This window comes from Mesorhizobium sp. B2-4-3 (assembly GCF_006442815.1).
GTDB lineage: Bacteria > Pseudomonadota > Alphaproteobacteria > Rhizobiales > Rhizobiaceae > Mesorhizobium.
Genome location: NZ_VFVL01000001.1, coordinates 298,971 through 312,407, shown reverse-complemented (window position 1 = coordinate 312,407; position 13,437 = coordinate 298,971). Strand labels below are relative to the sequence as shown.

Below are 13,437 nucleotides of genomic sequence, written 5' to 3'. Positions count from 1 at the left end.
ACCGAGATGTTGAAGTTCCGATTCAATTCGCTGCGGGGATGATTCCGGAGGCTTACTCAAAGCCCTGATTTCATTCCACGATCCCGCTGTTTCAGATTTCCAGTTTTGCTGGGAAACCGGGCGCGCGCAGATCCGTTCCAACCGCATCCTCGAGCAATTTGACGATCTGGGTCGACCAGGCGCCGCCGCCATAGGCGGCCTTGCCTTGCTCGAAAATTGCGTTGACCCGCGTGGCGAGGTCGAGCGGCACGCCGGACTGTTCGGCCATGGCAAGCGCGAAGCCGAGGTCCTTCAGTGCCAGGTCCATAGTGAAGCCGATGTCGTAGGAGCCGTTGAGCACCAGCTGGCTCTCGGTCTCGTGGACGAAGCTGTTGCCGGAAGAGGCGACGATGGCGTGATAGGCCTGGGCGAGGTCGAGCCCGCCCTGTTTGGCGAGCATCAGCGCCTCGCCGGCGGCGACGAGATGGATGAAGGCGAGCATGTTGGTGATGACCTTGATCACCGCCGCCGAGCCGACTGGTCCCATCAGGAACGACTTCGCGCACATCGCCTCGATGGCCGGGCGATGGTGTTCGTAGAGCGCGGCATCGCCGCCGACCAGCGCGGTGATCCTGCCCGCCGCCGCCAGATGCACGCCGCCGGTGACCGGGCATTCGAGCGTTTCGACGCCCTTCGCCGAGGCGATTGCGGCAAGCCGTAAAATCTCGTCGCGGCCATTGGTGGACATCTCGATCCAGGTGCCGCCCGCGGGCAGGCCCTGGAGCAATCCGTCGGGACCGGCGAGCACTGTTTCGCTGACCTTCGGCGAGGGCAGGCAGGTGACCGCGTTGCCGGCCCGCGCCGCGGCATCGGCCGGGCTCGTCGCCGCCGTGGCGCCGAGCGCGACGAGCCGCTCGACCGCCGCCGGGTCGCGGTCGAAGACGGTGACGGCAAAGCCGTTGCGCAGCAGGCTGGCGGCAAGGTTGCCGCCGAGATGGCCAAGACCGATGAAGGCGTAAGCGAGGGTCACGGCATCAACGGCGTCTGCATCATCTGCAGATGCAGGTCCTTGCCGCTATAGGGATGGGCGTCGCAGACCGCCTCGTCGAGTTCTACGCCGAGGCCAGGCTCCTTCGAGGGGATGACGTTGCCGTCCTGCCATTCGATCTTCTTCTTGAGCAGTGTTGCGTGGAAACCGTCCCACTGCTTCAGCGATTCCAGGATGAGGAAATTGGGCAGCGTGACGGCCAGCTGGATGTTGGCAGCGCCGACGATCGGGCCGCAGTAGCAGTGCGGCGCGACCTGGATGTGGTAGGCCTCGGCCATGGCGGCGATCTTCTTGGTTTCGAGGATGCCGCCGGAGCGGCCGAGATCCGGCTGCAGGATGGTGGCGGCGCGGTTCTCGATGACGCGGGCGAACTCGAACTTCGTCGTCAGCCGCTCGCCGGTGGCGATCGGAATGGACGTGCCGCGGGCGACTTGCGCCATCACCTCGGGCATATCAGGCGGCACCGGCTCCTCGAACCACAGCGGATCGTAAGGCTCGATGGCGCGCGCCATGCGCAGCGCCCCGGAGGCGGTGAACTGGCCATGCGTGCCGAACAGGATGTCGGCCCTGGTTCCTACCGCTTCACGGATCACCTTGATCATGCGCGCCGACAGGTCGATGTCGATCAAGCGCGGCTGATGGCCGTCATAGGCGGTGTAGGGGCCGGCCGGATCGAGCTTCACGGCATTGAAGCCCTGCTCGACATATTCGAGCGCGCAGGCGGCGGCCATGTCGGGGTCGTTGTAAACGTTCTTGCCGCGCGCATCTTCCGAATGGACGCTGCCGGTGTGCGGATAGAGATAGGTGTAGGAGCGCAGGGTCTCGTGCACCTGGCCGCCGAGCAGCTTGTAGACCGGCTTGCCGGCCTCCTTGCCGACGATGTCCCAGCAGGCCATTTCGAGCGCCGAGAAGCAGCCCATGCCGGAAACGTCGGGGCGCTGGGTGAAGCCGGAGGAATAGGCGCGGCGGAAGAAATTCTCGATGTCGTGCGGATCGCGGCCGACGAGATAGCGCTCGGCCATGTCCTCGATCATCCTTGCGGTGACATGCGCGGAGAAGGTGGCGTTGTACGCCTCGCCGTAGCCGGCCACGCCGCCATCGGTGGTGAGCTTGACGAAGATGAAATACTTGCCGCCGATGCCGGGCGGCGGGTTGCCGACAACCCAGGTCTTCACGTCGGTGATTTTCATGTGTGATCCTCCAGAACCAGGTCGGCGCCTTTCCATCCGGTCAAGATCGCGGCGGCGTTGGTGTTGCCGGTGATGTTGTCGGGGAAAATCGAAGCATCGATGACGCGCAGACCGTCCAGCCCATGCACCCGAAGCCGCGGGTCGACGACGGCGCGCGCCGCATCAGGCCCCATGCGGCAGGTCGAGACCGGATGATAGACGGTGCCTGAGCGTTTCCTGAAGTCCTGGATCAGGTCGGCGTCCGATTGGATCGACGGTCCAGGCAGAACCTCTTCCTCGATGATCTCGGCCATGGCCGGCATCGCGGCGATCTTGCGCACGAATTTCACCGCCGCCAGCATCTCGTCGACATCGGCATTGGTCGAATACGCGTTGGGCGTGATCCTGGGATAGTCGCGCGGGTCCGTCGAGCGGATCATGATCTCGCCGCGGCTCGAGGGCCGGCAGTTGGACAGGCCGATCGAGAAGCCCGGCCAGGGGTCGGGCGTCAGGATGGGGCGCTCGCCGCTCTTCGGGATGACGGTCGAGAAGGCCTGGAAATAGAGCTGCATGTTCGGCCGCGTCATCAACGGGTCGGTGCGGAAGAAGCCGCCGGCATTGTTCATCGACAGCGACAGCGGGCCGGAGCGCAAGAGGATGTATTGCATGCCGACGAGCAGCTTGCCCCACCAGGGCCTCAGGATCTGGTTGAGCGTCGGCAGCTTGCCTTTGAAAGTATAGTTGATACCGACATGGTCCTGCAGGTTGGCGCCGACATTGTCGTTGGCATGGACGACCGGGATGCCGAGATTTCCGAGCAGCGCCGCGGGGCCGACGCCCGAGAGCTGCAGCAGTTGCGGCGAGTTGACCGAGCCGCCCGACAGGATCACCTCGCGGCCCGCGCGAGCCGTCTTCTTCTGCCCGTTCTGCTCATATTCGACGCCGATGGCACGCTTGCCTTCGAACAGGATCCTCGTCGCCAGCGCGTTGGTCTCGACACGGACATTGCCGCGCTTCATCGCCGGCCGCAGGAAGGCGCGAGCGGCGGACATGCGGCGCCCGTTCTTCGTCGTGATCTGGTAGACGCCGACGCCTTCCTGGGAAGCGCCGTTGAAGTCCGGATTGAGCGGCAGCCCGGCCTGTTCGGCGGCGGCAAGATAGCGCTTGGTCAGCGGGTGCACCGCGCTCGTGCAGTCGGTGACATGCAGGGGGCCGCCGACGCCGCGCCACCGGTCGGCGCCGGCCGCATTGTCCTCCATCGCCTTGAAGGAAGGCAGAAGATCGTCATAGCCCCAGCCCGGATTGCCGGCCGTCGCCCAGGCGTCGAAATCCTCGCGCGCGCCGCGGATGAAGACCATGGCGTTGATCGAGCTCGAGCCGCCGAGCAGCTTGCCGCGCGGCCAGTGGTCGGCGTTGCCGGCGAGACCGGGATCCGGTTCGGTCTTGTAGTTCCAGTTGACGGCCGGGTCGAAGAAGGTCTTGCCGTAGCCGAGCGGCATCTGGACGTAGAACCGCCGATCGGTTCCGCCGGCCTCCAGCACCAGCACCGAGAAGCGGCCCGAAGCCGACAGCTTCTCCGCAACGACCGAGCCGGCCGAGCCGGAGCCGACGATGACGAAATCGTAAGTCTGCATGATGGTGTGGGCGGGCTCCGCGATATCCGGCTTACCCTAGACATTGCCGGCTCGCGGCGTCGCCGTGGCTTCCGGCATGGCTTGTGAAAAAAGCGACCGGTGAAGCGGCGTGCATTTCGCTTCACCAAAGCTTGCGACATGGCGGTCGCATTGCTACGCAACGGCAACTGACCTCCAAGGATTTCGCCATGGTGCATTACGCGGACGGAAAACCCCTCGGCGATCTCACTTTGAGGACGCTCGCCATGCCCTCCGACGCCAATGCCGCCGGCGACATCTTCGGCGGCTGGGTTATGGCGCAGATGGATCTTGCCTGCGGCATCCGCGCCGCCGAGCGCGCCAAGGGGCGCGTGGTCACCGCCGCGGTCAAGGAGATGTCTTTCGCCAAGCCGATGAAGATCGGCGACACGCTCTGCATCTACACCCATGTCGAGCGCGTCGGCCGCACCTCGATGGTGCTCAAGGTCGAGGCCTGGGCGCAGCGCTACCTTTCCGACCTGATGGAGAAGGTCACCCATGCCGATTTCGTCATGGTGGCGCTCGACGGCGAAGGCAAGCCGAAGCCGGTTCCGGCCGAGGGCTGACGGGATGCCGATTCTTCCCAGGCTTGCCGTTTTGTAACGACGCCTGCGCGGGAAATTCACTTCGCGACATCCAATGGTTGCCTTCACGCCCCACTTTGTGGGCGCGGGGGAAAGACAATGCGTCAACATATGCTGAACGGCTGGCTCGTGGCGGCCCTTATTGCTCTTGTCTGCCTGCTCGGCATAACGGCCTATATGGAGGTCAGAAAAGACCTTCCACGCGTCGCCTGCATGCGAGATCGGACAGCGGTCGGCAAGAGGGCCGCGCAATTCAAGAGCTGCTCGACCGCGTGCTGCGACAGCACTGCCCCAAGCGCCTGATCGGTGGCGGCTAAAGACGGGTCTCCTTGGCGAACCGGTTGCCCGGCGACGCCAGCGGCGGAACCGCGGAGGCTCCGATCAAAACCGAAAGCGCGATGCGACCGACGCTGAGGCCCACGGTTTCATCGGCAGGTTAGAAACCCTTGCATTGCAAGGGTTTCAGGCCTGCACCTCGTCAAATTTCGCGCGCGCTTCGCGGACCCGATTGGTGTTCTTGCGCGCCCATTCGCCGAGCGCGCCGACCGGGACGAGGAGCTCGTGACCGAGTTGGGTGAGCTCGTAGTCGACACGTGGCGGAATGGTCGGAAACACCTCTCGCGTCACGAAGCCGTCGCGCTCCAAACCGCGCAAGGTGGTGGTCAGCATCTTCTGCGAAATGCCGCCGACGGCGGCACGCAATTCGTTGAAGCGCATTGGTCCGCCGCCGAGCTTGCCGACGACGAGCACCGTCCATTTGTCTCCGACCCGTTGCAGGATTTCCGAAACGGCCCGGCAGTCCTCGGTGTTGTGCGGGTGCCTCAGTAACAAAGAAGTGCCTCCTTGCGCGTCGATTTGTCAGTATCACATATAGCGCCGGTATCCAAACGATACCAGAAATTCCCGCAAGGAGAGCCCCTTATGTCCAAGCCCAAAATCGCCATTGTCGTCGGTTCGACGCGCGCCGCCCGCTTCGCCGACGTGCCGACGCAGTGGATTGCCAAGATCGCCAAGTCGCATGCCGATATCGACGTCGAGATCGTCGATCTGCGCGACTGGCCGCTGCCCTTCTTCGACGAGGTCGCTTCCTCCGCCTGGGTGCCGTCGCAGAACGAGGTGGCGCAGCGCTGGCAGAAGAAGGTCGCCGAGTTCGACGGCTTCATCTTCACCGCCGCCGAATACAATCACGCTCCGACCGGTGTGTTGAAGAACGCCATCGACTACGCCGCCAATGAATGGAACAAGAAGCCGGCCGGTTTTGTCGGCTATGGCTCGGTCGGCGGTGCGCGCGCGGTCGAACAGCTCCGCCTGATCGCCGTCGAGCTGCAGATGGCGCCGGTCAAGTCGGCCGTCCATATTGCTTGGGGCGATTTCCTTGCGGTGCGCCAGGGCGAGAAGAAGCTCGAGGACATCGAGCACCTGAATCAGGCTGCCGCCGCGCTGGTCAACGACGTCGCCTGGTGGGCGAAGGTGCTGAAGGCCGCCCGCGCCGCCGACGCCATCGCCGGCGAAGCCCAGGCCGCCTGAGCGGTCGATCGATACTGTCCTCCCAATGAGAAAGGGGCGGCGCCAGCGCCGCCCCTTTCAATTTGCGGAGCTGTCTGTCTTGCCTGGATCCCAGGCTGATCCCTTTGGCCGTCGCGCTGTTGACCGCTCGGAACGGCGCGTTAGATGCAGGCCCGAATCCACCGAAGACAAAGACGGCACAGTCGTGGAGGAGCGGAATGCCTTGGCTTGGCAAATGGCGCAATCAGTATGGGTCCGTCCTCGACATCACCGGCGAGGACGGCGGCCGGATTGAAGGCACGTTTCGCACGGCGCTCGAAGACAGCAGCTTTTATGGACAGATCGTGCCGATATTCGGCACCGCACATGGCGATGTGATTGGAGTGGCGGCCGCCGGGGAGGGTACGGCCGGCCCCGCCGCGGTGAGCTACACCGGCATATTGCGGGACGGCAAGCTGGAGACGATGTGGCTGACAGTGGCAGGCAGCACCATCACCGGCAAGGAGGGCGAAACCGCTTCCCGCGAGCAGGTAGGAACCTGGCGCGCCTTCGGCATCAGCCTCGACACGTTCGTCCGAGAATAGCCAAGCCGACGAGAGATCCCTGGCTGATGTTCATGGGTGATGGTCAGAGCCCGCCCTCCATGAGCAGCTCGCGGGTGCGCTTCAGTGTGGACAGCAGGGCGGCTTTGTAGCCTTGCTCGCCATCGAACTGCGCCTGTTCAGCCTGCTCCTCGGGGCCGTTCGGCTCTTTGCCGCGCAGGCCGAGATAGCAGTAGAAGCGCAGATGGAGCGTGCCGTCGGCGCCCTCCAAGAGTTCGTTGACGATCGCGCCCTCGCGCGGCCCGGTGGCCTGGAAGAATGTGACTTTGCTTTCCGGTTCAAGCGTGATGATCTCGCGCAGATCTGCGCCCGCGATGGTCGCTTCGCGCACGAAATGCGTCGCGCTTTCCTCCACGACATCGCAGCGGGTGCAGAGGCCGGGCGGCAGGAATTCGCGGGCGTCGCGAGCCTTGAGCTCCAGGCCAGCCCAGGCCTGTGCACGGGTCAGCCTGGCCGCGCCTTCCGGGTTCACCGGGACGGTGGCGGTTGAGTAGATCATGATCGTATCCTTGGGATCGATGTTGGGGTGGCAGGCTGCCGCTGGCGTCACGCCGAGGCAGCGATTTCTGCGGCGAAGTCGCGATAGGTGCGCAGCGGACGTCCCAGCAGCTTGGTCAGGCGGTCGACGTCGCCAGCATCGGGAATCATGCCCTCGCTGATGAAGCGCTCGCCCATCAGGCGCATGTCGAGCGCCATCCAACTCGGCATGAACTGCCGCAGGCTCTGTTCGAAGCCTGCCAGGTCTTCGCCGGGGTAGGCGATCTGGCGACCCAGGACCTTGGTCCAAATGCCGGCGACATCCGCGCCGGTCAGCGTGTCGGGACCGACGAGGTTGATCCGGTCGAGCGGGAGGGCAATTTCGGCCTGCTCGCGGCGAAGCAACTCGATTGCCGCGACCTCGGCGATGTCGCGCGCGTCGACCATTGCCAAGCCTTTGCTGCCGATCGGCATCGGATAGACGCCATAGCTGAGGATCACGTCCTTGATCGTGAACTCGTTGTTCATGAAATAGGCCGGACGAAGGATGGTGGCGTTGAGGCCCATCTGCTCGATCATCCGCTCGACCGCGAGCTTGCCGGCGAAGTGCGGCACGTTCACGTAAAGCTCACCGTGGATCACCGACAGGTAGACGATGCGCTCGATGCCTGCCTCGCGGGCCAGGTTGAGCGCGATCAGCGCCTGGGTGAATTCATCGGGCACCACGGCGTTGAGCAGGAACAAGGTGGAGACGCCCGAGAAGGCGCTGCGCAGGGAATCGACGTCGAGCAGGTCGCCCTGCACCACGGCGACGCCCGCCGGGAAGTTCGCCTTCGAAGGATCGCGGACAAGCGCACGGACGTCGGCGCCGCGCTTGACGAGCTGGCTGACGACTTGGCTGCCGACATTGCCGGTCGCGCCGGTAACGAGAATGGTCATGGGGTTCACTCCGGGTTTTGGGTCAAAGACATCCCGTAAATGAGTGATCCACATTCGAACCGATAGGCGCTATATCTGGACACAGCGTCTCAATGGTGGAACAGATGGACCTTCTCGCCCTCGCTGATTTCAATCTGGTTGCCCGGCACGGAGGATTTGGAAAGGCGGCGCGCGCCGCGGGGCGCCCGAAGGCGACCCTGTCTCGCCGGGTCGCGGAACTGGAGGCCGCCCTCGACTTGCGTCTGTTCGAGCGCGGGGCGCGCGCGCTGAAGCTCACCGAGGAAGGACGGGCGCTCTTCGAGCGTACGGGAGCGTTGCTGACCGAACTGGACGAAACCGCGACGGCGATCGCTTCGGGCGGACGCACGCCGCGGGGCAGGCTGCGGATCAGCGCGCCGCTGCTCTTCTCCCAAACTGCGATGGGGAAGCTGGCCGCCGGGTTCGCGCTGAAATATCCGGAAGTCCGGCTCGAGGTCACGACGGAAGACCGGGCCGTCGATATGATCGAGGAGGGATACGATCTGGTGATCCGGGTCGATCCTGAGCCCGATGAAAGTCTTGTCGGACGGGTGTTCCTGCGCGACCGGCTGGTCGTGGTCGCGAGCCCGGGCCTCGCCAGACCGCCCGACGATCTCGCCGCTCCGGCCGTCGTGCGGGAGTCCGGCGAGCGCGTTGCAGCCTGGGACATCGTGACGCCAACCGGGCGATCACGCATCGCGATTGAGCCGGTCCTTCGCCTTTCGTCGCTCCTCATGTTCCGCGATGCCGTCCGGGCGGGCGTCGGCGCCGGACGTTTGCCGATCTCGCTTGTAAGTCACGATCTGGCTGCTGGAACGCTGGTGCATTGGGGCGATATCGACGGCCCAGACATCGCCCTATGGACGCTCTATCCGTCCCGACGCTTGCTCAGCGTCCGCGTATCGGCGTTCCTCGACTATTTGAAGCAGGCCTTTCCCAAGGGAACCCCCGACGAATTGGCGGCCTATATCGGTGGATGAGACGGAATGATCGAAACGCTGTCTGGCGCTTCCGCCCTCTCTATGCGGCGACCCTGTTCGGTTGGGAGCGGCAGCTTGTTGGTGGCCTGCCGGAAAGCAGGCTGGCCATTCAACGCTGACGGCGAGTTGATCACCACATAAATTTCGCCTTCAGCGCGCCACCGGGCGGTGGCCGCCGGGCAGGCGGGTGGCGATCAGCTTGTCGATGCGGCGGCCGTCGAGGTCGACCACCTCGAAGCGCCAGCCTTGTGCGTCGACGCACTCGCCGGTGGTCGGCAGATGATGCAGATGCGACAGCACATAGCCAGCGACGGTTTCGTAGTCGCGGTTTTCGGGCAGGTCGATGCCCAGCACCTCGGCCATCTCGTCGGCCTGCATATAGCCGGCGAGCAGCCACGAGCCGTCATCGCGCTTGACGGCGTTCTCTTCCTCGCCCGCCTCGAGGTCGGAACGGAACACGCCGGTGATGGCTTCGAGGATGTCGGCCGGCGTGACGATGCCTTCGAAATGGCCGTATTCGTCATGAACGAGCGCCATCGGCACGTCCGATTCCCTAAGCTTCTGCAGCACGTCGAGCGCGTCGGCCTGGTCATGCACGATGGGGGCGGCGCGCACATGCTGGCGCGGATCCAGCACCCTGCCGGCGAGAAGGGCGGCCAGCACGTCGCGCGTCTGGATGACGCCGACCATGGCGTCGACATTGCCGTCGCCGACGGGCAGGCGCGAGTGCTGGCTATCCATCAGAAGCTTTTTGACGGCGATCTCGTCGGACTGCAGGTTCAGCCAGTCGACCTCGGTGCGCGGCGTCATGACGGCGCGCACGGCGCGGTCGCCGAGGCGCATGACGCCGGCGATCATGCGGCGCTCGTCGGATTCGATGGTGCCGTGATGCTCTGCCTCGGCGACCAGCATCTTGATCTCCTCGTCGGTGACCTTCTCTTCGGTCTCGCCGGCCTGGCCGAGCAGCCACAGAACGGCGCGGCCGGAAATGTCGAGCAGGAAGACGAGCGGCGCCGAGATGGTGGCGATGATGGTCATTGCGGGCGCCGCGCGGGCGGCGACGCGCTCGGGATCGCGCAGCGCGATCTGCTTCGGCACAAGCTCGCCGACGATTAGCGAGGCATAGGTGATGATGGCGACGACGATGCCGACGCCGACAGGGTCGGCGATGTTTTCGCGTATGCCGGTCGAGGCCAGATACTGCGCCAGCCTTTCGCCGAGGGTCGCGCCCGAGAACGCGCCCGAAAGAACGCCGACGAGCGTGATGCCGATCTGCACCGAGGACAGGAATTTGCCCGGGTTCGAGCCCAGCGCCAGCGCGCGGCCAGCGCCCTTGACGTTGCGGTCGATCATCGCCTTGAGGCGGGCGGGCCGCGACGAGACGATGGCGAGCTCGGACATTGCCAGAAGGCCGTTCACCAGAATGAGGACGGCCACGACGGCGATTTCAAGATATAGCATGGGCGGTCAATAGCATTGCTGCAGTGCGTTCGAAAATAGCCCGCCGGTATTTTTGGAACATGACAGGCGCGCTGTTCAAGCCGCATCCCAGATCGGCGCCGAGAAATGCCCGACAAGCGCGTCGATGACGACGCGCACCTTCGGCGTCAGCGCGCGCGTGAGAGGCGTGCCGTCATTGCGGCGTCTTCAGCACGCCGATCACAGCCATGCCGTCGGTGAAATAGGGATCGCCGCCGCCGTTGCGTCCGGCCTTGGTGGCGCCGATCCCCGGTATCTCGCTGGTGGATGCCAGCTGATCGGCGGCCCTCAGGTCGCCGATCATGAAGTCGCGCTCCGCGTCGATGTCGGGGCCGATATGGTGGGTGATGGCGCCCGTGTCGTGGCTGAGGCCGACGCCGCGATCGAAGCTCGCGGCGCCCAGCCAGAACGGGCGGCCGTCGTCGCCGACCGTGTCCGTCTGCCAGAAGCGGACATGGTGGCGCCGGTCGGCGCTGCCGCCGACCGGCTTTTCGAAGGCGAGGTCCTGGGCACGGCCCTCGAACAAAAGGCGGCTCATCGGCGCATCGGGGTAGGGGCGGGAAAGCAAGACGCTTTCGCCGATGTCGATGGCGGTCCGCAGCGTCACCGCATCGGCCGTGTCCCAGCCGGCGACGGCGAAGGCGTGGACGAGTTCCTTTTCGGTGCCGACCAGGCCGACATTGATCGGGTCGCCTGGAATGCCCTGCGGCGTATGCGTCACCATCTCGAAGGGCCGGGTGCGGAAGCCGCGCTCCCGCCAGATCCAGAATTCCGGCGCGGCGAGATAGGCGAGCGTGACGTAGAAGGCGCAAAAAGCCGCGATCCAGATCACCGCGCGTCGTCTCAAACTTCGTTCACCCACAACCAACCGCTCCCAAATCCACGCGCGGCCAATTTTATGCGGTGTTGGTCGATTTGGGCAGAGCAGCCTCAGCGGCAGGCGCGGTAACCGCTTTTGCGGTTCTTGATGTCGAAATGGAAATGGTTGCGGTGGTCGTAATTGTAGCCGGGGCCCAGCACCGTCGTGAAATATTCGCAACCGTCGGCGCGCACATTGTTGAGAAAGCCGCGCGTGCGGAAGGCGAACAGGCCGGGCTTGCGAACATCGATGTCGTCGCCATTGTTGAGCTCGATGCTCATGACGTCGAGGGCGTTACCCTTGCCGTGCTCGGACAGGACGCCTTCGCCGGCGATGTTGCGGCAGGAGTAGCTGGAGCCCTGGTGGATCGCCTTGACGCCGGAGAAATAGCGCCAACGGGCGGCCGGCTGCAGCTCGTTCTTCGTCCAGGCGGCAAAGGTGGCGGCCATGTTGCAGGTCAGCGTGGCCGCCGGCTTCATGGCGACGCTGCCGATCGCTGAGACCTTCACCGGGAAATCGATGCCGCACTGGCCCTCATGGATCGGCTGGACGTCCTGATAGACGACGCCCATCCGCTTCAACTCGTTGCGGCAGTCGATCTCGCTGGCCGGCATCTGCTCGACCGGCGACATCGGCTCGTCCATGCGCGGATAGGCGGCCTGGGTCATGTAAGGGTTGGACGGAACGAGGCGCTGCATGCCGGCGTATTGCGGCGCGTCGGGTTGCGGCACGGCTGCCGTCTGGCTGCCGACATCGACGGCCGGCTGCAGCGCAAAGACGTCACCGGTCGTGCAGGCCGATATCGTCGCGATGGCGACGCCCGCGGCCAGCCCGGCGATCGTAACGCGCGCACGCTTGTTCCGTTGCGCCAAGCCAAGCATGGCGCCAAGTCTTCGAGCCATCGAAAGGCATCCTTGTCCCCGAATGGCACAAGGTTAACCCTCAACAGTAAAGGAAAGATCAGCACCGGCATTCATGCATAGGGCGGAATTGCGGCGCTGTTCTTGGCTTGGTGCGGGCAAGACTTCCGGAATTCACCTATTGGCAGAACGTGCCGCCGTGGCGGCGCGGCTCCAGATCGAGGTGGAAATGCAGCGCATGGTCGGGGTCGGCGCCTGGTCCGAGCACCGTCTTGAACGGCCCGCAGGCGGCCTTGCGCACCGCGTCGAGGAATTTGGCGTCCTTCTCCGGCGGTGTCGGTCCGACCTCGATCTTCTTGCCGTCCGACAAGGTGAAGCTGGCGATGTCGAGCGCGTTGCCGAAGGCGTGCTCCGACAGTTTGCGCGTGCCATGGCGCGGGCGGCAGACAAAGGCCGAGCCCTGGTCGATCGACTTCAAATCTGCGCCGAGCTCGGTCTTCGCCTTGGGCTGGACGATTTCGGCCATGAAGCGCGCCGCCGCCTCGGCCATCTGGCAGTTGAGCTCGGTGCCGGGACTGATGCCGATGGATTTGCCAAGCGTTTTCAAAATGATTGGATAGGGGATCGAGCAGCCGATTTCCGCGTCGTGCTCGGCCTTGTGCTCCTCGAATTCGACGCCCAGCGCCTTCAGCCTTTCCCGGCATGCGGCTTCCTCCGCCGGCATCTTGTCGGCCGGCATGTCGGCGGAACGCGGATCTGGAAGCATCTTTTCCTCGCCCGGCGGTTCGGGTTTTTCCGATGGTTGCGGCGCAGTTTCCGGCGGCTCCGGCTCCAGTTCGGTGGGCTTCTGCGGGGGCGTGGGCACGACATCCGGCGTCTGCGGTTCGGATTGCGTCCGCGGCCCGGATTGAGCGCCCTTCGAACGTGGCGGGCGGGCATCCCATTTCGGATGCGACTTGTCCTGGTTGAGGAAGTCGTCATTGCTGTCGAGGCGGCTTTTGTCTCGCTCGGACCTATCGGCGCCGTTCTCCATGTCCTGCGGACGCGACCCCGGAACCGGTGTCGCCGCAGGCGTTTGCAGCGCCGGAGCGGCGCTCTGACCGGCCGGCGGCAGGTGCCTCTTATGCCGATGATGATGCTTGGCGGTGGCCGGCGTAACCAGCAGGATCGCAGCCGCCACAGGCAGCGCCAGTCTGCAAAATCGTGAAAGGCTCAGCGTTGCCATCGCCTCGAAACGACGGTCGCGTTGCGAGGTTGCCTGCGCGACCCGCCTTGCCGATCACAA

General features: G+C 64.8%; 14 protein-coding genes. 4 read left to right on the top strand and 10 right to left on the bottom strand.

The features are described from left to right. Nucleotides 1–91 precede the first annotated feature (91 nt). The 3 genes from FJ956_RS01485 to FJ956_RS01475 are packed head-to-tail and all read right to left on the bottom strand — an operon-like array spanning nt 92 to nt 3,830. Nucleotides 92–1,009: an NAD(P)-dependent oxidoreductase gene (locus tag FJ956_RS01485; protein WP_140676096.1), complete on the bottom strand. Its 918-nt coding sequence runs from the start codon at nt 1,007–1,009 to the stop codon at nt 92–94. Then, the gene (locus FJ956_RS01480; protein WP_140676093.1) at nt 1,006–2,217 is read right to left on the bottom strand and encodes a mandelate racemase/muconate lactonizing enzyme family protein; all 1,212 of its coding nucleotides are present in this window, start codon (nt 2,215–2,217) and stop codon (nt 1,006–1,008) included. The genes FJ956_RS01485 and FJ956_RS01480 overlap by 4 nt, the downstream gene beginning before the upstream one ends. Continuing rightward, entirely contained in the window at nt 2,214–3,830 is a 1,617-nt protein-coding gene (locus tag FJ956_RS01475) for a GMC family oxidoreductase N-terminal domain-containing protein (protein WP_140676090.1), read from the bottom strand. The genes FJ956_RS01480 and FJ956_RS01475 overlap by 4 nt, the downstream gene beginning before the upstream one ends. Nucleotides 3,831–4,018: 188 nt before the next feature. Between FJ956_RS01475 and FJ956_RS01470 the strand changes: the two genes are divergently transcribed. After that, complete coding sequence (locus FJ956_RS01470; protein ID WP_126092416.1) at nt 4,019–4,414, top strand: acyl-CoA thioesterase; 396 nt, start codon at nt 4,019–4,021, stop codon at nt 4,412–4,414. A gap of 480 nt (nt 4,415–4,894) precedes the next feature. Here FJ956_RS01470 and FJ956_RS01460 read toward each other — a convergent pair whose 3' ends face one another. After that, entirely contained in the window at nt 4,895–5,263 is a 369-nt protein-coding gene (locus FJ956_RS01460; protein WP_140676084.1) for a helix-turn-helix domain-containing protein, read from the bottom strand. Between the two features lie 90 nt (nt 5,264–5,353). On the opposite strand from FJ956_RS01460, the gene FJ956_RS01455 reads away from it, so the two are divergent. After that, a complete protein-coding gene (locus tag FJ956_RS01455; RefSeq protein WP_140676081.1) occupies nt 5,354–5,959 on the top strand; it encodes an NADPH-dependent FMN reductase in 606 nt (201 codons plus the stop codon). A 197-nt stretch (nt 5,960–6,156) separates the two neighbouring features. Next, nucleotides 6,157–6,522, top strand: coding sequence for an avidin/streptavidin family protein (locus FJ956_RS01450; protein WP_140676078.1), 366 nt, complete (start codon nt 6,157–6,159; stop codon nt 6,520–6,522). A 43-nt stretch (nt 6,523–6,565) separates the two neighbouring features. Here FJ956_RS01450 and FJ956_RS01445 read toward each other — a convergent pair whose 3' ends face one another. Together FJ956_RS01445 and FJ956_RS01440 are read right to left on the bottom strand one after the other, a co-directional pair. Then, the gene (locus FJ956_RS01445) at nt 6,566–7,039 is read right to left on the bottom strand and encodes an SRPBCC family protein (protein ID WP_140676075.1); all 474 of its coding nucleotides are present in this window, start codon (nt 7,037–7,039) and stop codon (nt 6,566–6,568) included. Nucleotides 7,040–7,086: 47 nt separating this feature from the next. Further along, complete coding sequence (locus FJ956_RS01440; RefSeq protein ID WP_140676072.1) at nt 7,087–7,956, bottom strand: NmrA/HSCARG family protein; 870 nt, start codon at nt 7,954–7,956, stop codon at nt 7,087–7,089. A gap of 104 nt (nt 7,957–8,060) precedes the next feature. Here FJ956_RS01440 and FJ956_RS01435 point away from each other — a divergent pair, with 104 nt between their 5' ends. After that, the gene (locus tag FJ956_RS01435; protein ID WP_140676069.1) at nt 8,061–8,954 is read left to right on the top strand and encodes a LysR family transcriptional regulator; all 894 of its coding nucleotides are present in this window, start codon (nt 8,061–8,063) and stop codon (nt 8,952–8,954) included. A gap of 150 nt (nt 8,955–9,104) precedes the next feature. Here the strand turns inward: FJ956_RS01435 and FJ956_RS01430 are convergent, their stop codons facing one another. From FJ956_RS01430 to FJ956_RS01415, 4 genes are all read right to left on the bottom strand, one after another. Then, the gene (locus FJ956_RS01430) at nt 9,105–10,415 is read right to left on the bottom strand and encodes a hemolysin family protein (RefSeq protein ID WP_140676066.1); all 1,311 of its coding nucleotides are present in this window, start codon (nt 10,413–10,415) and stop codon (nt 9,105–9,107) included. 172 nt (nt 10,416–10,587) lie between these two features. Beyond that, entirely contained in the window at nt 10,588–11,295 is a 708-nt protein-coding gene (locus FJ956_RS01425; protein ID WP_140676062.1) for an LssY C-terminal domain-containing protein, read from the bottom strand. 68 nt (nt 11,296–11,363) lie between these two features. After that, complete coding sequence (locus FJ956_RS01420) at nt 11,364–12,194, bottom strand: extensin family protein (protein ID WP_140676059.1); 831 nt, start codon at nt 12,192–12,194, stop codon at nt 11,364–11,366. 136 nt (nt 12,195–12,330) lie between these two features. Next, on the bottom strand, nt 12,331–13,332 hold the full coding sequence (locus tag FJ956_RS01415; protein WP_348641045.1) for an extensin family protein: 1,002 nt from the start codon (nt 13,330–13,332) through the stop codon (nt 12,331–12,333). Nucleotides 13,333–13,437: the final 105 nt, after the last annotated feature.